16 protein-coding genes are annotated in these 18,764 nt (G+C 71.9%); 9 read left to right on the top strand and 7 right to left on the bottom strand.

The genetic code is table 11. The annotated features are described in order from the left end of the window. The first annotated feature begins 106 nt into the window (after window positions 1-106). The 7 genes from AC59HU_RS14705 (at window position 107) to AC59HU_RS14735 (ending at window position 9,250) form a co-directional block, all read left to right on the top strand. The gene (locus AC59HU_RS14705) at window positions 107-1,204 is read left to right on the top strand and encodes a substrate-binding domain-containing protein (RefSeq protein WP_497224165.1); all 1,098 of its coding nucleotides are present in this window, start codon (window positions 107-109) and stop codon (window positions 1,202-1,204) included. Next, window positions 1,201-2,916, top strand: coding sequence for a sugar ABC transporter ATP-binding protein (locus AC59HU_RS14710; protein WP_497224166.1), 1,716 nt, complete (start codon window positions 1,201-1,203; stop codon window positions 2,914-2,916). Before AC59HU_RS14705 ends, AC59HU_RS14710 begins: the two co-directional genes overlap by 4 nt. Next, window positions 2,903-3,955 (top strand): ABC transporter permease, encoded by a 1,053-nt coding sequence (locus tag AC59HU_RS14715; RefSeq protein ID WP_497224167.1) that lies wholly within the window; start codon window positions 2,903-2,905, stop codon window positions 3,953-3,955. The genes AC59HU_RS14710 and AC59HU_RS14715 overlap by 14 nt, the downstream gene beginning before the upstream one ends. An 8-nt stretch (window positions 3,956-3,963) precedes the next feature. After that, window positions 3,964-5,235 carry an S-methyl-5-thioribose kinase gene (mtnK, locus tag AC59HU_RS14720; RefSeq protein ID WP_497224168.1) on the top strand — a complete coding sequence of 424 codons (1,272 nt, stop codon included), beginning with the start codon at window positions 3,964-3,966 and terminating at the stop codon, window positions 5,233-5,235. A 108-nt stretch (window positions 5,236-5,343) separates the two neighbouring features. After that, window positions 5,344-6,228: an aminodeoxychorismate lyase gene (locus AC59HU_RS14725; protein WP_497224169.1), complete on the top strand. Its 885-nt coding sequence runs from the start codon at window positions 5,344-5,346 to the stop codon at window positions 6,226-6,228. 137 nt (window positions 6,229-6,365) lie between these two features. After that, entirely contained in the window at window positions 6,366-7,970 is a 1,605-nt protein-coding gene (locus AC59HU_RS14730; RefSeq protein ID WP_497224170.1) for a cell wall-binding repeat-containing protein, read from the top strand. 26 nt (window positions 7,971-7,996) lie between these two features. Next, window positions 7,997-9,250, top strand: a complete 1,254-nt coding sequence (locus tag AC59HU_RS14735; protein WP_497224171.1) for a low temperature requirement protein A — start codon at window positions 7,997-7,999, stop codon at window positions 9,248-9,250. Window positions 9,251-9,264: 14 nt separating this feature from the next. Here AC59HU_RS14735 and mtnB read toward each other — a convergent pair whose 3' ends face one another. Genes mtnB through AC59HU_RS14755 form a run of 4 tightly spaced genes read right to left on the bottom strand, consistent with a single transcriptional unit; the run spans window position 9,265 to window position 13,194 of the window. Then, window positions 9,265-9,981 (bottom strand): methylthioribulose 1-phosphate dehydratase, encoded by a 717-nt coding sequence (gene mtnB, locus AC59HU_RS14740; RefSeq protein ID WP_497224172.1) that lies wholly within the window; start codon window positions 9,979-9,981, stop codon window positions 9,265-9,267. After that, window positions 9,978-10,730, bottom strand: a complete 753-nt coding sequence (gene mtnC / locus AC59HU_RS14745; protein ID WP_497224173.1) for an acireductone synthase — start codon at window positions 10,728-10,730, stop codon at window positions 9,978-9,980. Before mtnC ends, mtnB begins: the two co-directional genes overlap by 4 nt. Beyond that, window positions 10,727-12,049 carry a phosphotransferase gene (locus tag AC59HU_RS14750; protein WP_497224174.1) on the bottom strand — a complete coding sequence of 441 codons (1,323 nt, stop codon included), beginning with the start codon at window positions 12,047-12,049 and terminating at the stop codon, window positions 10,727-10,729. The genes mtnC and AC59HU_RS14750 overlap by 4 nt, the downstream gene beginning before the upstream one ends. Beyond that, on the bottom strand, window positions 12,046-13,194 hold the full coding sequence (locus AC59HU_RS14755; RefSeq protein WP_497224175.1) for a translation initiation factor eIF-2B alpha/beta/delta subunit family protein: 1,149 nt from the start codon (window positions 13,192-13,194) through the stop codon (window positions 12,046-12,048). Before AC59HU_RS14755 ends, AC59HU_RS14750 begins: the two co-directional genes overlap by 4 nt. Window positions 13,195-13,270: 76 nt before the next feature. Here AC59HU_RS14755 and AC59HU_RS14760 point away from each other — a divergent pair, with 76 nt between their 5' ends. Both AC59HU_RS14760 and AC59HU_RS14765 read left to right on the top strand, forming a co-directional pair. After that, the gene (locus AC59HU_RS14760; RefSeq protein ID WP_497224176.1) at window positions 13,271-14,047 is read left to right on the top strand and encodes a DUF2510 domain-containing protein; all 777 of its coding nucleotides are present in this window, start codon (window positions 13,271-13,273) and stop codon (window positions 14,045-14,047) included. Between the two features lie 8 nt (window positions 14,048-14,055). Next, window positions 14,056-14,208: a hypothetical protein gene (locus tag AC59HU_RS14765; RefSeq protein WP_497224177.1), complete on the top strand. Its 153-nt coding sequence runs from the start codon at window positions 14,056-14,058 to the stop codon at window positions 14,206-14,208. 22 nt (window positions 14,209-14,230) lie between these two features. Here the strand turns inward: AC59HU_RS14765 and AC59HU_RS14770 are convergent, their stop codons facing one another. The 3 genes from AC59HU_RS14770 to mmsA form a co-directional block, all read right to left on the bottom strand. Beyond that, a complete protein-coding gene (locus AC59HU_RS14770; RefSeq protein WP_497224178.1) occupies window positions 14,231-15,901 on the bottom strand; it encodes an ATP-binding cassette domain-containing protein in 1,671 nt (556 codons plus the stop codon). 61 nt (window positions 15,902-15,962) lie between these two features. Continuing rightward, a complete protein-coding gene (mmsB, locus tag AC59HU_RS14775) occupies window positions 15,963-17,204 on the bottom strand; it encodes a multiple monosaccharide ABC transporter permease (RefSeq protein ID WP_497224179.1) in 1,242 nt (413 codons plus the stop codon). After that, the gene (gene mmsA / locus AC59HU_RS14780) at window positions 17,197-18,714 is read right to left on the bottom strand and encodes a multiple monosaccharide ABC transporter ATP-binding protein (RefSeq protein WP_497224180.1); all 1,518 of its coding nucleotides are present in this window, start codon (window positions 18,712-18,714) and stop codon (window positions 17,197-17,199) included. The genes mmsB and mmsA overlap by 8 nt, the downstream gene beginning before the upstream one ends. Window positions 18,715-18,764 lie beyond the last annotated feature (50 nt).

Below are 18,764 nucleotides of genomic sequence, written 5' to 3' on the forward strand. Positions count from 1 at the left end.
AAGTAACAGAGCGACACATGATTCGGCCGGCGTCCCGCACGCGGGGTTGAATCTGAACACGATCACCCACAGCCCGCACCTCTTTCCCCGTCCCGAAGGATCCCTCATGGCCCTCATCCGCAGAGCCGCGGTCGTCACCGCCCTCGCCGCCGCCTCCGTGCTCGCGCTCAGCGCCTGCGCCCAGTCCGACGGCGGGTCCTCCTCGGCCGGCCCCTCCGCCGCCGCACCCACCGCATCCGCCGCCCTGCCCGCGCCCTTCGACGGCGCGCCGGTCAAGGTCGCGCTGGTGCGCCAGAGCGGGGCGGGCGACTACTTCGAGGCCTGGGGTGCCGGTGCCCAGGCCCAGGCCGCGTTCGCCAACATCGACCTGCAGGTGACGGATGCGCGCAACGACAACGCCAAGCAGGCCAGCGACCTCGAGCAGGCCATCGCCTCCAAGCCGGCCGCCATCATCGTCGACCACGGCCAGACCGACACGCTGCAGCCGCTGATCACCGAGGCGGTCGACGCCGGAGTCCCGGTCGTCGTCTACGACCTGGCGCTGACCGACACCACCGGCGTGATCACGACGAGCCAGTCCGACGAGTCGATGGCCAGCGGCGTGCTCGACCAGCTGATCACGGATGTCGGCGACGGCGCGAAGGTCGGCTACGTCTCGGCCGAGGGCTTCGCCGCTCTCGACCGGCGCGCGGTGGTCTGGAACAAATACGTGACCGACCACAAGCTCGACGTACTCTTCTCGACCGGCAAGGTCAGCGAGTCGACCGCGACCGACAACATCCCCCTGGTCGACGCGGCGCTGAAGCAGAACCCCGACGTGCAGGCGATCTTCGCCCCGTACGACGAGATCACCAAGGGTACTGTTCAGGCTGTGATCAACAACAATCTGCAGAGCTCGGTGAAGGTGTACGGCATCGACATCTCCAACGCCGACATCGAGGTCATCACCGCCGACGGCAGCCCCTGGGTCGCCACCTCGGCGACCGACCCGGCCGCGGTCGGCGCGGGCGTGGTCCGCTCGCTCGCCCTCAGCCTCGCCGGCCAGCTCGACGAGACCGACGTGCAGTTCCCCGCGATCACCATCACGAAAGACTTCCTGGCCGAGAACTCGGTCACGAACGTCGCCGAACTCCGCGCGGCGCAGCCGAGCCTGAAGCTCGACGACGTCGTGGTCGCGGATTGGCTGCCCGCGGTCTCCGAATGACCTCTCTTCCCACCCGTCCGCTCGAGGGGCACGACGTCGTCGTGTCCCTCGACGGCGTCTCCGTCGCGTACGGCTCGAACGTCGTGCTCACCGACGTCGACCTCGAGTTCCGTGCGGGCGAGATCCTGGCGCTGCTCGGCGCGAACGGCGCCGGCAAGTCGACGCTGATCAAGGCGCTCTCGGGCGCGAACTCGCGCTACTCCGGCGAGATCAGGATCGGTGGGGCCGTCGTGCACCTCGGCTCCCCGGTCGCGGCGCGCCAGCTGGGCATCTCGGCCGTGCATCAGAAGGTCGCCGACGGGATCGTGCCCGGTCTCACGGTGGCCGAGAACCTCACGCTCGACGATCTCGCCCAGGCCTCGCGGCACCCGCTGCGCAATCGCCGCCAGGCCACGGCCGACGCCCGGTCGGCGCTGGCGACCCTCGGCCTCGACTGGCCCGACTCGGTGCTGGCGCAGGATGCGGCCGACCTCGCGATCTCGGATGCGCAGTTGCTCGTGCTGGCCCGCGCCCTGCGCAGCACCCCTCAGCTCCTGATCCTCGACGAACCCACCTCGGCCCTCACCGCGGCCGAGGCCGAGCGCCTGTTCGAGGTGCTCCGCGGGCTCCGCTCCCGCGGCCTGTCGATCGTCTACGTCTCGCACCGCTTCGGCGAGATCGAGGCCCTGGCCGACCGGGTGGTCGTGCTGCGCGACGGGATCGTGCAGAGCGAGTCGGTGCGCCCCTTCGCGTGGCACGGCATCCTGCACGACATGCTCGGCCGCGCGACCGACGTCGAGCACGACCGCGGCGGCACCCAGCGCGGCACCGAGGTCGTGGCCGAGCTGATCGGCGTGCAGCTGTTCCCGGAGTCGCTGCCGGTCTCGCTCGAGATCCGCCGCGGCGAGGTGCTCGGCGTGCTCGGCCTGATCGGGGCGGGCAAGACCGAGATCGCCGAACTGCTCGGCGGGCTCGGGCGTCCCCGTGCCGGGTCGCTCCGGCTGCGGGGCGAGACCTACGCTCCGCGACGACCGGGCGACGCGATCGCCGCCGGGGTCGTGCTGGTGCCGGAGGATCGGCAGCGTCAGGGCATCCTGCCGGGCTGGTCGGTGCTCCGCAACATCACGCTGCCCTTCCTCCGCGAGTCCAGCGTGGCGGGGCTGGTGCGCCGGCGCTTCGAGCGCTCGCGCGCCGAGACCGTGATCGACACGCTCCAGGTCGTCGCGAGCGGGCCGGATGCCTCGATCGACGACCTCTCCGGCGGCAACCAGCAGAAGGTCGTGGTCGGCCGCTGGCTCTCGGCCGGCCCGACGCTGGCCATCCTCGACGAGCCGTTCCGCGGGGTCGACATCGCCGCCCGCCGCGAGATCGGCGCCCGGCTGGCGGGGCTCGCCGCCGACGGCGCGGCCGCCGTCGTGCTCTCCAGCGACGTCGACGAGATCCTCGAGGTCGCCGACCGCATCGTCGTCCTCGTCGCCGGCGCGGTCGAGCTCGACCGCTACGCCGACGAGGTCGATCGGGGCACGGTGATCGGGGCCTTCCTCGGCCAGACCGTCGGTGGCGCGCCGGCGCCCGACTCGCCGTCGCCCGAGGTGTCGTCGCCCGCGCCCGAAGCGCCGGCGCCCGATTCGCCGTCGCCCGTTGTGCCGGAGGCCGCCCCGCCCTCTTCGGCCGCCCCGGCGCCCACCACCCCCGAAGCCCCTCCCGAAAGGCCCTCCCATGTCCAGCCCTAGCGCGGTCGCCGTCACGTCGACTCCCGGCGAGCGCATCTCCGCCTTCGTCGTCAAGTGGGGCTTCGTCGGTGTGACCGTGGCGCTCATCCTGTTCTTCGTCATCACCGAACCCAACTTCCGCACCGTCGACAACATCTTCGGCATGCTCAAGTTCATCGCGCCGACCGCGATCGCGGGTCTCGGCGTGATGCTCGCCATGACGGTCGGCGGCATCGACCTCTCGGTCGGCGCCTCGGCGGGCTTCGCGGTCTCCATCGCGGCCTGGACGATGGTGATCGGCAACCAGGTCGGCGGGGTCGCCGTGTCGGTGGTGCTGGTGTGCGGGCTGATCATCGGGGCGCTGAACGCCTTCTTGATCGTCATCGCGCGCATCCCGGACCTGTTGGCGACGCTGACCACGATGTTCGTGATCGTCGGCCTCAAGCTGATCATCGTCGACGGCAAGTCGATCTCGTCGCAGATGACGCTGTCGAACGGCACGACCGCGCCGGGCAAGTTCACGGCCGACTTCCTCTGGCTGGATCGGGGCAGCATCGGCCCCGTGCCGGTGCCGGTGCTGCTCTTCCTGGTGATCACGGTGCTGCTGTGGTTCCTGCTCGAGCGCACGCGCTGGGGGCGGGCGCTGTTCGCGGTGGGCACGAACTCCGAGGCGGCGCGGCTGTCCGGCATCCGGGTGCAGTGGTACCGCACCGCCGCCTACATGGGCTGCGGGCTGCTCGCCTCCGTCGCAGGGCTGCTGCTGGCCGCCCGCATCGGGCAGGGCGACGTCAGCGCCGGCAACTCGCTGCTGCTCGACGCGGTGGCCGTGGCGCTCGTCGGCGTCTCGGTGCTCGGCATCGGGCGGCCGAACGCCTGGGGCACGGCGCTCGGCGCGGTGCTGATCGCCGTGATGGTCACCGGCTTCACGATGTTGGGCCTGCCCTACTACGCGCAGGACTTCGGGAAGGGCATCGTCCTCTTGATCGCGCTGCTGTTCAGCTTCACCTTCTCCCGCCGGCGCACGGTCGTGACCGCCGGCTCGACCACCTCGAGCTCGTAGGGGCGGCGATGAGCGACTCCCCCGCATCCGGCACCGGTGCGTCCGACACCGGCGCAGCCGACTTCGGTCAGCTGCGTGCCGACACGGTCGCCGCCTACCTCGCGAGCCGCCCGGCCCTCGCGACCCGGATCGACGCCTCGCGCATCGCCTCGGTGCGCGAGGTGGGCGACGGCAACCTCAACCTCGTCTTCATCATCCACGACGAGGTGCGGGCCTCGGTGGTACTCAAGCAGTCGCTGCCGCACGTGCGCACCGACCCCTCGTGGCCGATGACCCGCGAGCGCTCGGCCCGCGAGGCGACGGTTCTCGGGCAGCACGTGCTCGCCGACCCCGGTCACGTGCCCGGGTTCTACGACTACGACCCCGAGCACTACGTGCTGGCGATCGAGAACCTGTCCGACCACCGGGTGTGGCGCAACGAACTCAACGAGGGCCGGGTGCACGACTACGCGGCCGACGAGCTCGGCGTCTACGTGGCCCGCACCGCCTTCGCGACCTCGCCGCTCGGCATGGATCCGCTCGAGCACAAGCGCCTGATCGCGCGGGCCGTGAACCCCGAGCTCGCCCAGATCACCGAAGACCTCGTGTTCACCGAGCCGTACATCGCTCACGCGCACAACGCCGTGCTGCCCGCGAACGAGGCGGATGTCGCCGAGCTGCAGGCCGACACCGCCCTCGTGCGCGAGATGGGCCTGGCGAAGTGGCGCTTCATGACCACGGCGCAGTCGCTCATCCACGGCGACCTGCACACGGGTTCGGTCTTCGTGCGGGCGGCGGTCGAGGATGCGCGGGGCGGCTCTCCGGCATCGGTGCGGGCCTTCGACAGCGAGTTCGGGTTCGTCGGGCCGACCGGTTTCGATCTCGGCGCCCTGTGGGCCAACTTCATCATCGCCGCGGCCCGCGCCGAGGCGCTCGGCGAGCCGGAGCGGGCCGAGCTCGTCCTGTCGCTCCCCGGCCGCCTCTGGGGCGCGTTCGAGCGGGAGTACCGCGCGCTCTGGCCCTCCCGGGTCGACCCGCGGGTTTGGGGCGACGACGTGCTCGAGGGGCTGCTCGCGAGCATCCGCGACGACGCCGCGATCTTCGCGGCGGCCAAGGCGATCCGCCGGATCGTCGGCTTCGCCAAGGCGAGCGACATCGAGACACTCCCCCCGGAGCTCCGGGAGCGCGCGGCCCGCGGCTTGCTGCACGCCGGGCGGTCGCTCGCCCTCACCCGCCACGGCATCGCCGACGTCGACGCCCTCGCGGCCGAGTCCCTCGCCACCCTCCGAGCCGCCCGCTGACCCCTGCCCGCCCTGCCGACCCTCGGCCGAGCCGTCGCCCGCGCCGCGGCCCGCCGCCGGGCCACCGCTCCGCCGCGACCCGAGCCAGACCTGGGTACTGTGAAAGGCGTGACTGACACTGCTCCTGACGACGGGTCGTTCGGCGACCTGGTCGTGTTCCTCGACGAGGGAGTCCCGGTTCCCCTCGCCTCGGCCGCCGTCAACGCGGGCGACCTCGCCGTGACCCGCGGCGACGGCGTCTTCGAGTCGATCGGGGTGCTCGACGGCCGCTTCATCGAGCTCGAGCGGCACCTGGCGCGCCTGGCGCACTCGGCCGCGATGCTCGACCTGCCCGAGCCCGACCTCGCGGCCTTCGAGGCGGCCGCTCGCCGGGGCGTCTCGGCGCACCGCCCCGAGGCCGAGCTGCTGGTGAAGCTGTTCCACAGCCGCGGCATCGAGGGCGACGACGCACCGAGCGGCTGGATCCAGGTGCTCACCGGGGCCGACCACACGGATGCGCGACGCGACGGCATCCGCGTCGTCACGCTCGACCGGGGCTACCGCCACGACATCGCGCAGACCGCGCCCTGGCTGCTGCAGGGCGCCAAGACGCTCTCCTACGCGCTGAACAAGGCGGCCCTCCGCGAGGCCGCCCGGCGCGGGGCCGACGACGTGATCTTCATCAGCTCGGACGACGTGGTGCTCGAGGGGCCGACGGCGAACGTGCTGGTGCGGCACGGCGACCGGTTCCGCACCCCGCGCACCGACCTCGGCATCCTGGCCGGCACCACCCAGGCCGCGGTCTTCGACACCCTCGACGCCATGGGCTTCGCGGCCGAGGAAGCCCTCCTCTCCCCCGCCGACCTCGCCTCGGCCGACGGCCTCTGGCTGCTCTCCAGCGGTCGCCTGGTCGCCCCCGTCCGCGAGCTCGACGGCGCGCCCCTCCCCGTCGACGCCGAGTTCACGGCCACCCTCCTCGACAAGGCCTTCGGCCTCCCGCACGCCACGGCCTGACCCGCACCCTGACCCGCGCGATCCGATCGGCCTGGCCCGGCGCAGCCCAGCGGCACGGAGACGACGCTTCGATGCCCTAGGCTCTGCCCTGTGCTACAGCCGTCGGGGAGACGGGGCACGAGCTGGGGGAGAACGAATTGCGCACGATACCGGTCACCATGGGCGCCGCCCTGCTGGCACTGTCACTGATGGTCACGGCCCTGCCCGCGCAGGCCGACGAGCGGGTGGATGCCGCACCGACGCCGGTCGCCGCCACCGGCCCGGCCCTCCCGGGCCCGGATGAGGGGACGGATGCAGCGACGGCGGCACCCACCCCCGACGCCTCGGCCCCGCGGTCGCCGTTCGCGGCTCCGTCGGCCCCGCTGCTGAGCCAGGCCACCGACCGCAGTGCCGCCGGCACCGGCACCGACACCGGCTCAAGCGCCGGCACGAGTACCGGCGACCCGGCCGCGACGGCGGAGGAGGCCGCGGGTGGCCGCATCCACGGCATCGTCTTCTACCTCGACCGCTCGACCGGCGTCCGCGAGCCCGAGGAGCAGGTGCTGATCGAGCTCTCGCGACGGGATCCCGCGTCCGGCGAGTTCGTGCCGGCCGCACCCGCCTCCGGCTCGGACTTCACCTCCGAGCTCCTCGAGCCCGGCGACTACCTCGTGCACTTCGTCGACCAGAGCTACCGCGGCATCCGCAACGAGTACTACGACGACGCGCTGTACGAGGACGAGGCCACCCTGGTCTCGGTCACGGCCGGTCAGACCGTCGAGCTCGGCGCTGTCGACCTCGAGCCCAAGACCTACTGGACCTACCGCTACGGCGGCGCCGACCGGTACGAGGTCGCGGCGAACATCTCGCTCGACGCCTTCGCGCCCGGGGTGCCCGTGCTCTACATCGCGAGCGGCGAGAGCTACCCCGACGCCCTCAGCGCGGGCCCCGCGGCGGCGCGTCAGGACGGCGCGCTGCTGCTCGTGATGCACGACCGCATCCCCGATTCCACGCGTGCGGCGATCCTCGCCCTCGAGCCACAGAAGATCGTGGTCGTCGGCGGCACGTCGACCGTGCAGGACTCGGTGCTGCAGCAGTTGGCCCAGCTCCAGCCCGACACGATCCGCGTGGCCGGCGCCGACCGGTACGAGTCGTCGCGCCTGATCGTCGACTACGCCTTCTGCGGTCTGCTGCCCGGCGCCCCGCGCAGCTCCGCACCCTGCGAGGGCGGGGCCCGCACCCTGTTCGTGGCCACGGGCGCGAACTTCCCCGACGCCCTCGCGGCCGGCCCCGCCGCCGCCCACGTCGACGGCGCCGTACTGCTCGTCCCGGGCACCGCGAACGAGCTCGGCACGCCGACCGTCGAGCTGCTCTCGCGGCTGGGCACGGCGGACGCCCACATCGCGGGAGGCTACCTCTCGGTCAACAGCGCGATGGAGACCCGGCTGCAGATCGCCCTGCCCGGGCGGGTCGACCGCTACAACGGGGCCAACCGCTACGAGGTCGCGGCGGAGATGAACCGGCTGGTGTTCCGCGGCACCTACGACACCGTGCTGCTCGCCTCCGGCGAGGTGTTCGCCGACGCACTCTCGGGCGGACCCTCGGCCGCCACGATCGACGCCCCCCTCTACCTCGTGCAGAAGGACTGCCTCCCCGAGTCGATGTGGTCGAGCGCCTCCGCCCTCGACCCGATCGACTTCATCCTCCTCGGCGGCCCCAACACGCTGAGCGACGACGTGGAGAACCTCCGCTACCTCTGCTGAGGCGCCGGGTCTGGCACCATGGGCGCATGGTCCCGACACCACCGACGCTCGCGCACCGGCTGCGCCGCCTGACCGGGCGCGACCCGGACGAGCCGCACCGCGCCGCGACACCCCTCGAGCTGCTGTTCGACCTGGCGTTCGTGGTGGCGTTCGGCGCGGCCGGCAACGAGTTCTCGCACTCCCTCGCCGAGGGGCACATCGGGGCGGGCATCGCCGGCTTCGCCTTCGTGGTCTTCGCCGTCTCCTGGGCGTGGATCAACTTCTCCTGGTTCGCCTCGGCCTACGACACCGACGACTGGTTCTACCGGATCACCACGATGGTGCAGATGATCGGCGTCGTCATCCTGGTCCTCGGCATCCCCGCGGTGTTCCACTCGATCGACCAGGGCGACCACCTCGACAACGGCGTGCTCGTGGCCGGGTACGTGGTGATGCGGGTTGCCATGGTCGCCCAGTGGCTCCGGGTCGCGCACGACGACACCGCGCGCCGCCGCACCGCGCTCACCTACGTGGCCTGCGTCTCGCTGGCGCAGGTCGGCTGGGTCGCCCTGGCCGTCGCCCACACCACGCTCGGGGCCACCGTCGCCTTCGCGGCGCTGCTGTGGGCCGTCGAGCTCGCGGGGCCCTACCTGGCCGAGCGCCGGGTGGGCGAGGGCGGCACGCCGTGGAACGCCCACCACATCGCCGAACGCTACGGGCTGCTCACGATCATCGCGCTGGGCGAGGGCGTCTTCGGCACCGTCACCGCGGTGTCGGCGGTGATCGAGCACAGCGGCTGGTCGGTCGAGGCGGTGCTGCTGGTGATCGCCGGGGTGGGGCTGACCTTCGGGCTGTGGTGGTCGTACTTCATCGCGCCCTCGGCCCGGATCCTGCAGCGCTACCGGGGCAAGGCCTTCGTCTGGGGCTACGGGCACCTGCTCGTGTTCGCCTCGATCACGGCGACCGGCGCCGGCCTGCACGTCGCCGCCTACGTCATCGAGGGCGAGGCCGAGATCGGGACGGTGGGGGCCGTGCTCTGCGTGGCGATCCCGGTGCTCGTGCTGTGCCTGACGATCTTCGCGCTCTACGACCACCTGCTGATGACCGTCGACCCGTTCCACTTCGGCCTGATCGCGGGCACCGTCGCCCTGCTGGCGCTCGCGGTGGCCGCCGCCGCAGCGGGCGCGTCGCTCGGGGTGTCGATCATCCTGATCACGCTCTCGCCGTACGTCGTGGTCGTGGGCTACGAACTGCTCGGCCACAAGCACCAGGCGGCGGCGCTCGCGAGACGCCTGGCCTGAGCTACTGGCCTGAGCTACGCGACCGCGAGCGCAATCTGCAGCAGCGCCTCGGTGAGCTCGAGATGCCAGCGCGCCTGACGCAGGTCGGCGCCCCAGGCGTAGATGCCGTGGCTCGCCACGATCAGGGCGGGCACCTCGCCGACCTCGGCCGTGCGCCCCCGGTAGACGCGCTCGAAGTCGTCGCCAAGCACCCGCATGTCCTGGTGGTTCTGCACGACGGGGATGACGACGCGCTCGCCGTGCGCGCTGTGACCGATGCCCTTCAGCATCTCGAGGTCGTGCAGCACGACCCCCTCGGGCCAGGCGTGTCCGGCCCGCACGGCGGTGAGGGCGTGGACATGGATGCACGCCCCGGCCCCGGTGACCCGCGCGATCCGCGCGTGCAGCCCCGCCTCGGCGGAGGGCTTCCGCGCGAGACCGAGCGCGGCGGTGAGGTCGGCGCCGGGTCCGGCATCCGCCCCCTCCCCGATCCACTCGCCCTCGCCGTCGACCAGCACCACGTCCGACGCCGTCAGCTCGCCCTTGTCCAGGCCCGAGGCCGTGACGGCCAGCCGCAGGGGGTCGCGACCGAGCGTGACCGACAGGTTGCCCGCGGTGCCCGGCATCCACCCCCGGGCGGCGAACCGGGCCGACTCGGCGGCCAGGAGGCCACCCGCCTCGGTGACGGTCGCGGCGGTGACTCCGGCCGGCGAGAACACGTTCGGTGCCCAGTTGCCCGTGCCGGTGCTCACGGAGCGACGACCTCGACCTCGTCGAACGACGAGACGACGGATGCGGCGCCGAAGTCGGCCTCGAAGAACGGCTCCCCCTCGCGCGAGAAGGCGACGACCTGCCAGCCGGCCTCGAGCGCGGCAGTCACCTCACCGGGGTTGTCGGTGAAGAAGACGATCTCGGCTGCGGGCACGTCCAGCGCCGCGGCGATCGCCTCGTACGACGACGCGAACTTCTTGGGCCCGGCCTTGACGGTGTCGAAGTAGTCGGTGATGAGCGGCGTCAGGTCACCGCCGGGGGAGTGCCGGAACCAGGGCACCTGCGAGGCGACGGAGCCGGAGGAGAACACCGCGATGCCGACGCCGTGCTCGTGCCACTCGCGCAGCCGCGGGATCACGTCGTCGAAGAAGTGCGACGAGATCTCGTCGCGCGCGAAGCCCTCGGCCCAGATCTGGCCCTGGATCGTCTTGAGGGGGGTCGCCTTGACGTCGCGCTCCATCCACTCGTGCAGCACGGCGACGATCTGGTCGGTCGAGGCGTCGGCGGGCAGGGAGGCGTCGTGCACGACCTGCTCCCGGGCCTCGGCGATCGCGGGTTCGGCCCCGTGCTCGTCGAGCCAGCCGGCCAGGCGGGGCCGGGCGTAGTCGTAGAGGTCGCCGAGGATGAACCCGGCGGCACTCGTCGTGCCCTCGAGGTCGACCACGAGGTAGCGCGCGGTGACGGCGAGCGGATCGGGCGTGGGGGCGGGGGCGGGGGTCTCGGTGCTCACGGTGTCCTCCGGTGGTCGGTGGGGCGGTGGTTCGTGGGGCTGGCGGGCGCGGTGTCAGCGGGCACAGTGTCGGCCGGCGCGGTGTCAGCCGGCACAGTGTCGGCCGGCGCGGTGTCAGCGAGCGCGGCGCCCGCGGGCGCAGCGTCGGCGGGCGCGGCCTCGCCCGTCAGGAGGTGCTGCCGGGCCACGTCGAACAGCCGCGCCGAGGCCTCGGCGCGCGCCGGCTCGGGCAGGGTCTCGATGTCGGCCGCGTGCGAGAAGCCCACGGCGCGACGCAGCTGCTCGACCCCCGCGAAGCGCCAGGCGTCGGCCTCGATGGCGGCCAGGGTCGCGGGGTCGTCCCACGAGAGCGCGAAGGCCTCGCGGCAGGCGGCCACGGCCGAGTAGCGCTCCCGGGCCAGGTCGTGCCGGCCCAGCGCCAAGGCGGCGATCGCCGCGATCTCCAGGTTGGCCCAGAACAGTCCGAGGTCGAGCCCGATCGGCCCGACGAAGCTGAACTCCGGATCGAACACCTTCACGGTCTGCGCCCCGTCGCGCCGCCCGAGCATCACCGAGCCGCTGTGCAGGTCGCCGTGCACGAGCGCCTCGTGCCGGGTCTCGAACACGAGGCGCACGCCGTCGACGGCGGCCGCCACGGCCTCGTCGGCGTAGAGCGCGCGCACCCGCTCCTCGAGCACGGGATGCCAGTGGTTGTGCTCGTGCTCGCGGTAGGGCTCGTCGAGCACCACGTCGAGCGTCATGCGGCACAGCTCCGGGTTCGCGGCGACCTCGATCAGCGCGTCGTGCCCCTGGTCGCCGAGCGCCCGGCGCGACGTGGATGCGGCGAGCTCGCCGACGAACCGCCCCACGACCGTGCCCAGACCCCCGAAATCGATCCCGGTATCCGCCGCGGCGCCGTCCCCGGCACCGGCCTCCCCCGCGAGCTCGCGCACGAGCACGTCGCGGAGTACGTCGAGGTCCGACAGATCCTCCATCACCAGCACGTACCGCGCCTCGTCGAAGGCGAGGATGGTCGGGATCGAGTCCGGCACCCGCTCGGCCAGTCGTTCGTAGGTGCGCGCCTCGGAGGCGATCCGGGACGGGTCGACCGGCCATTCCGGCCCGACGACCTGCACCCAGGGCGGCGCCTGCTTGACCGCGAGGCTGCCGTGCGGACCACGCGCCAGGAACACGCGGTTCATGTTGCCCGCGGTGACCTCGACGGCCTCGACCTCGTCGGCGCGGCCGGCGACCCGCGCGAGCAGCCCGGTCGTCGCGAGGTACGCGACCACGTCCTCCGCCGTGACGAGCAGCTCGTAGCCAGAACCCTCGGCGGTCATCGCGCTCCCCCGTCGCCCTCGGCGGGGGCCGTCGTCGACTCGGGCCCCAGGGCGGCGGAGGCGGCCGCCACCGCCGCGTCGATCCCGTAGTAGTCGGCGACGCGGTCGGGCTCGAAGGCGCCGCGGTCGGTCACGATGCGCGTCACGAAGCGGGCCGGGGTCACGTCGAAGGCGGGGTACCAGGCATCCGTCACCCGCGTCGACGCCGTGCGGCGGCCGAGCGTGTGCAGCACCTCGACCGGGTCGCGCTCCTCCACCACGATGTCGGCGGCGGTGGGCGCCTCGTCGTCGGGGGCCTGCACCAGGGCGTAGAACGGGATGCCGAACGCCGAGGCCGCGACGGCGAGCCCGAGGGTGCCGACCTTGTTGACCACGCTGCCGTCGAGCGACACCCGGTCGGCCGCGGTCACGAGCGCGTCGATCGGCCCGATCGTCGACCCTGGCGCCAGGGCTGCGGCACCCATCGAGTCGGTGATCAGGGTGACGTGCTCGCCCATCTCGGCGAGGGTGTGCGCGGTCAGGCGCGCGCCCTGCAGGTAGGGGCGGGTCTCGGTGGCGACCCAGTCGAAGCGCTTGCCGGCGGCCCGGGCGGCGCGCACGAGCTCGATCAGGTAGGTGTCCATCCAGCAGTGGGTGAGGATGCGCGAGCCGTCCGGCAGCAGGGCGACGGTCTCGGCGGCCAGCCGGTGGCTGCGCGCGCGGTAGAGCTCGGCGCCGGCGCGGGCGGCCTCGAGAGCGGCCTCGATCATCCGCGCCGACGTGACGGACGGGTCGGTACCCGCCGCCTCCGCGGCCACGGCGTCGACCGCCCGGAGCACCCGGCCGACGGCCTCGCGGGGGTGGTTGTTCGTGGGCCGGGCGGCCTCGATCACGGCGCCGGCCGCGTGCATCCGCTGCCGCACCTGCTCGGGTGGGAGGCCCGCCGACTGCACGGCGGTGATCTCGAGGCCGGCGTAGGCGGCGAACAGCGGCCCGGAGCTCTGCGTGACCATGTCGCGGATGGCGGCGGCCACCTCGTCGGCGTTCCGCGCGGTGACCCACTCGAGGCGCTCGGGGAACACCCGGCGGTCGAGGATGCGCACCGCCCCGTCGTCGACCCGCACGGAGTCGTCGAGGGCGGGGGCGTTCTCGGCTGTAGTGGTCATGCGGTTCCCGTCGATTTCCCCCATCGAGGATACCGCGCGACCGTATGCTTGCCGTAAAGAACGAGAAGGGGCCGCTGTGAGCCATTCGAACGGGAACCAGTCAACACCGCCCGGCTGGCACGCCGATCCCTCGGGTGCACCCGGGCAGCGCTGGTGGGACGGCACCCGCTGGACCGAGCACACGCAGGCCACCCCGCCGCAGCCGGGGCAGCACCAGTCGGCGCAGCACCAGCCGGCCCAGCCGCAGCCGGCCCAGCCGCAGCACCCGCAGGCGCCCCAGCCCCCATACGGCCAGCAGCCCGGGTACTCCCAGGGCGGCTACGCCCAGCAGCCCGCCTACGGCTCCGCCCCCGCGGGCCTCTACGCCCCACAGACCCCGCCGCCCGTCGCGCCCGGCACCCCCGTCTACAACGCGTTCATCTGGCTCGTCACGCTGATGCCGGTCGTCTCGCTGCTGATCCTCCCGCTCTACTCGGGTTCGATCCAGCAGTCGATGACTTCCACCTACCGCTACGGCACGACGATGAGCGCCTCGTTGTTCGGGGTGCAGGCGATCGGCTCGCTGATCAGCCTGGTGCTCTACGCGGCCATCGTGGTGCTGTCGTACTTCGACCACAAGTGGCTGCTCCGCCACGGTTACGTGCAGCCGTTCCACTGGGCCTGGGCGTTCCTCTCGATCGTCTACCCGATCGGCCGCTCCGTCGTCGTGCGCCGGCGCTCGGGCCGGGGCATCGCCCCGATGTGGGTGTCGATCGGCCTCTGCGCGCTCAGCATCGTCGTCACCATCGTGTGGACCGTGTCGCTCATCGCCTCGGCCTTCGGCGCCGCGGCGACCTACGGCAGCTACACCTGAGCCCGGCGATGAGCTACACGCCTCCCACCGACCCCTCCGACGACCCGAACCGCCGCAAGCGACCCTCCAACGGCCGCATCGCGGTCTGGATCGGCGTCAGCGCCGTCGCCCTCTACTTCTTGATCAGCGGCGTCTACGGCATCATCACCGGCGGCAGCTGAGCCCCGGTCCCGAGATCGACCGCTACCGGCGGGGCCCGAGCACCATCGGTGCGAGCAGCTCCGCCGGGCCGGTCGTCGCGGCGGGCCGCTCGGCCGTGATCCGCCCGTCGTGCATCGCGTAGACCCGGTCGGTCGTTCCGAGCAGTTCGGCGAGGTCGTCCGAGGCGATCAGGATGCCGGTGCCGGCCTCAGCGAGCCGCCGGATCAGGCCGTGGATCTCGCGCGCCAGCGCATCCGTCGCCCCCGCCGTCGGGTGGTCGAGCAGCACGACCGTCGGCCGCGCGCCGGGGCCGGGGCCGGTTTCGGAACCCGTGCCGGCCAGCCAGCCGGCCAGGGCGTTCCGGATGCTCGTGCCGGCCGGTTCCCCGCTCGCCGCGGCCCGCGACAGGGCCGAGCCGTCACCGCGGCGACCCCGTCCGGCGAACAGCGCCGCGATCCCGCCGAGACCGGCGACCGGCGCGGCTTCGGGGTAGCTGCGGTCACGGTCGATCACGCCGAGTCGCGCGAGCCGGCCGAGCATGCCCGGTGAGATCCGCGAGGGCACCCCGCCGATCAGCCCGAGATCGTAGGTGGTGCTGCGCTCGGTCGCCAGCGCGAGGCCGGCGGCGATCGACTCGGCGGGGTTCCGCGCGGTCAGCGGGGTGCCGCCGACTCTCACCGAGCCCTCGACCGACGAGCCGCGAGACCTGTCGAACAGGCCCATCAGCAGCTCTCCCGCGCCCGAGCCCTCCAGCCCGGCGAGCCCGACGATCTCGCCGGCCGCGACCGTGAGGTCGGCGTCGCGCACGAGGGCGCGGCTCGGGTCGAGCGGGTGGGATGCGGTCCAGCCCCGCACCTCGAGAGCGGGTTCTCCGCCCGGGCCGGGTGCGCGCACCGCGCTGCGCTCCACCACCACGTCGGCCACCATCGCCCCGATCAGGCGAGCGGCGCCCGCATCCCCCACCGCACCGGTAGCGCCCATCGCGCCGACCGCAGCGTCCTCCGGCCCGACGAGCTCAGCGCCGAGCGCGTCGGCTCCACTTCCACCCGCCGCACCGGCATCAGGCCACACCGCCGACACCGCCCCGCCCGCGAGCACCGTCCCCGCGTCGGCGACGCGGAGCAGCAGCTCGACGCGCGCCGAGGCCACCACCACGACCAGGCCCGCCGCCGCGAGCCCGAGGATGCCGCGCACCACCGTGTCGGCGCCGGCCGCATCCAGCCCTCGGAAGGGCTCGTCGATCAGCACGGCCTTCCGGCCCGAGGCGAGCTGCCGCGCGAAGCCGACCACGTGCCGCTCGGCCCGCCCGAGGGTCGCCCCCGCGGCGCGCACGTCGACCGACTCGAGTCCGACCCGCGCGAGCAGCTCCGCCGCCCGCTCGTACATCGAGCCGAACCGGATCAGCCCGGCCACCGGGCGCTCGTTGCCGAGGGTGACGTTCTCGCCGATCGAGAGCCCCGGCACGATGGCCGGCTCCCCCCGGAGCACCACGATCCCGGCCGCCTCGGCCCCGTCGCGGCCGGGAGCGACGACCGCCGGTTCGACCCCGTCGAACTCGATCCGGCCGCTCTCGGGCCGCAGGTAGCCACCGATCACGGCGAGCGTCTCCGACGCTCCGGATCGCGGCCCGCCGAGGATCCCGTGGATCCGGCCGCGGGCGACCCCGAACGTGACGGAGCGGATGCCCGTGCCCGCCCCCGACCGTGCCGACACCGAGTCCAGTGTCAGAGTCGCGCGTGCTCCGGGCATCCGCTGTCCGTCAGCCCGTGACGGGCTACCGCCCGCCCGAGCGGCGCTTGTTGTAGACGTCGAAGGCGACCGCGAGCAGCAGCACGAGGCCCTTGACGGCCTGCTGCCACTCGATGCCGATGCCCATGATCGACATGCCGTTGTTCAGCACACCGATGATCAGACCACCGACGATGGCTCCACCGATCGTGCCCACACCACCGGTGACCGCCGCGCCGCCGATGAAGGCGGCCGAGATGGCCTCGAGCTCGAAGCCGTCACCGGCCTTGGGCCCGGCGAGGTTGAGGCGGGCGGTGAAGACCAGACCGGCGAGACCGGCGAGGAAGCCCATGTTGACGAACAGCCAGAAGGTGACGTTGCGGGTCTTGATGCCCGAGAGCTCGGCCGCGTGGAGGTTGCCGCCGATCGCGTAGACGTGGCGACCGAAGACCGAGCGGTTCATGATCACACCGTAGATCAGGATGAGCACGGCCAGCACGATCAGGGTCACCGGGATGCCCTTGAAGGTCGCGAGGGCGTATGCGAACAGCAGCACGACGGCCGAGACGAGCACGAGCTTGCCGACGAACCAGGCGGCGGGCTCGACCTCCTGCCCGTAGCTCTGACGGCCGCGGCGGGTGCGGACCGACTGCACGATCAGCGCGATGATCGCGATGACGGCGACGCCCATGGTCAGCGGGTCGATCTCCAGCGCGCCGAAGACGTCGGTGATGAAGCCGTTGCCGAGCGCGCGGTAGAAGTCGGGGAACGAGCCGATGTTCTGGTTGCCGAGCACCACGAGCGTGAGCCCGCGGAAGATCAGCATGCCCGCCAGGGTCACGATGAACGCCGGGATGCCGACGTACGCGATCCAGAAGCCCTGCCAGGCGCCGACCAGGGCGCCGATCAGGAGCGACAGCACGACGGCGAGCCACGCGGGCATCCCCATGTTCACCGCGAAGACACCCGACACCGCGCCGACGAAGGCCGCGACCGATCCGACCGACAGGTCGATGTGGCCTGCGACGATCACCATCACCATGCCGATCGCGAGGATCAGGATGTAGCCGTTCTGCACGATCAGGTTCGAGACGTTCTGCGGGCGCAGGAGCACCCCGTTCGTCAGGATCTCGAACACCACGACCACGAGGATCAGCGCGATGAAGATGCCGTTCTTCCCCAGGTCGGAGACGACGTGGCTGAGGGCACGGGTGAAGCGGTTGTCGACCGGGTCGACGCGGCCTCCGGCGGCCGTGTCGTCGGCCGGCTTGGTCTCGAGATCAGACATCGTGACGTTCCTTTTCCATGGTCATGTACTTGATGAGCGTTTCGGGGGTGGCCTCGCTGATCGGCACCTCGCCCGTGATGCGGCCCTCGGCGATCGCGTAGATCCGGTCGCAGATGCCGATCAGCTCGGGGAGCTCGCTGGAGATGACGATGACGCCCTTCCCCTCGGCCGCGAGCCGGTTGATGATCGTGTAGATCTCGTACTTGGCGCCGACGTCGATGCCGCGGGTCGGCTCGTCGAGGATGAGCACGTCCGGATCCGAGTAGATCCACTTGCTCAGCACGACCTTCTGCTGGTTGCCGCCGGAGAGCTTGCCCACCTTGGCCAGCACCGAGGGGGCCTTGATGTTCATCGACTTCCGGTAGCCGTCGGCGATCTTGTACTCCTCGTTGTCGTCGACGAGGCCGGCGTGCTCGAGCTTCTTCAGCGACGCCATCGAGATGTTGCGCTTGATGTCCTCGATCAGGTTGAGGCCGTAGAACTTGCGGTCCTCGGTCGCGTAGGCGAGACCGTTCTGGATCGCCTCGGAGACCGTGCGGGTCTTGATCTCCTGGCCGTTCTTGAAGACGCGGCCCGAGATCCGGGTGCCGTAGGAGCGGCCGAAGAGGCTCATGGCGAACTCGGTGCGACCCGCCCCCATGAGGCCGGCGATCCCGACGATCTCGCCGCGGTTCACGGTGATGTTCACGTGATCGACCATCACCCGGGTCGGGTCCTGCGGGTGGTAGGCGGTCCAGTCCTCGACCCGGAGGATCTCCTCGCCGATGTGCGGGGTGTGGTCCGGGTACCGGTGCTCGAGGTCGCGGCCCACCATGTCCTTGATGATCCGCTCCTCGGTCACCTCCTGCTTGGGGATCGTCTCGATCGCCTTGCCGTCGCGGATGACCGTGACCGTGTCCGAGATCTTCTTGATCTCGTTCAGCTTGTGGCTGATGATGATCGACGTGATGTTCTGGCCCTTGAGCGAGAGGATCAGATCGAGCAGGTGGTCGCTGTCCTCGTCGTTGAGGGCGGCCGTCGGCTCGTCGAGGATGAGCAGCTTGACCCGCTTGGAGAGCGCCTTCGCGATCTCGACCAGCTGCTGCTTGCCGACACCAAGGTCCATCACCTTGGTGGTCGGGTTCTCGCGGAGCCCCACCCGGGCGAGGAGCTTCGAGGCCTCGAGGTTGGTCTTGTTCCAGTCGATGAGGCCCAGCGGGCCCTTGATCTCGTTGTTGAGGAAGATGTTCTCCGCGATCGACAGGTAGGGGCTCAGCGCCAGCTCCTGGTGGATGATCACGATGCCCTTGGCCTCGCTGTCGCGGATGTCGCGGAACTCCATCGTCTCGTTCTCGAAGACGATGTCGCCCTCGTAGGTCCCGAACGGGTAGACCCCGCTCAGCACCTTCATGAGGGTGGACTTGCCGGCCCCGTTCTCGCCGCAGATCGCGTGGACCTCTCCCCGCGCGACGTCGAGCGTCACGTCCTGCAGAGCCTTGACGCCGGGGAACGTCTTGGTGATGTTTCGCATTTCCAGGATGTTGGTGGTCACGGTCTCTCCTCGGAGGCGGTGGAGGTGCG

It is taken from the genome of Herbiconiux sp. 320_LB, assembly GCF_059691755.1.

Bases quoted from the DNA above. Each gene is read 5' to 3' on its own strand.
- AC59HU_RS14710 (WP_497224166.1), top strand. From the start codon at position 1,201: ATGACCTCTCTTCCCACCCGTCCGCTCGAGGGGCACGACGTCGTCGTG.
- AC59HU_RS14750 (WP_497224174.1), bottom strand. From the start codon at position 12,049: ATGACCGCCGAGGGTTCTGGCTACGAGCTGCTCGTCACGGCGGAGGAC.
- AC59HU_RS14735 (WP_497224171.1), top strand. From the start codon at position 7,997: ATGGTCCCGACACCACCGACGCTCGCGCACCGGCTGCGCCGCCTGACC.
- mtnK (WP_497224168.1), top strand. From the start codon at position 3,964: ATGAGCGACTCCCCCGCATCCGGCACCGGTGCGTCCGACACCGGCGCA.
- mmsB (WP_497224179.1), bottom strand. From the start codon at position 17,204: ATGTCTGATCTCGAGACCAAGCCGGCCGACGACACGGCCGCCGGAGGC.
- AC59HU_RS14705 (WP_497224165.1), top strand. From the start codon at position 107: ATGGCCCTCATCCGCAGAGCCGCGGTCGTCACCGCCCTCGCCGCCGCC.
- AC59HU_RS14715 (WP_497224167.1), top strand. From the start codon at position 2,903: ATGTCCAGCCCTAGCGCGGTCGCCGTCACGTCGACTCCCGGCGAGCGC.
- AC59HU_RS14755 (WP_497224175.1), bottom strand. From the start codon at position 13,194: ATGACCACTACAGCCGAGAACGCCCCCGCCCTCGACGACTCCGTGCGG.
- AC59HU_RS14765 (WP_497224177.1), top strand. From the start codon at position 14,056: ATGAGCTACACGCCTCCCACCGACCCCTCCGACGACCCGAACCGCCGC.
- mmsA (WP_497224180.1), bottom strand. From the start codon at position 18,714: ATGCGAAACATCACCAAGACGTTCCCCGGCGTCAAGGCTCTGCAGGAC.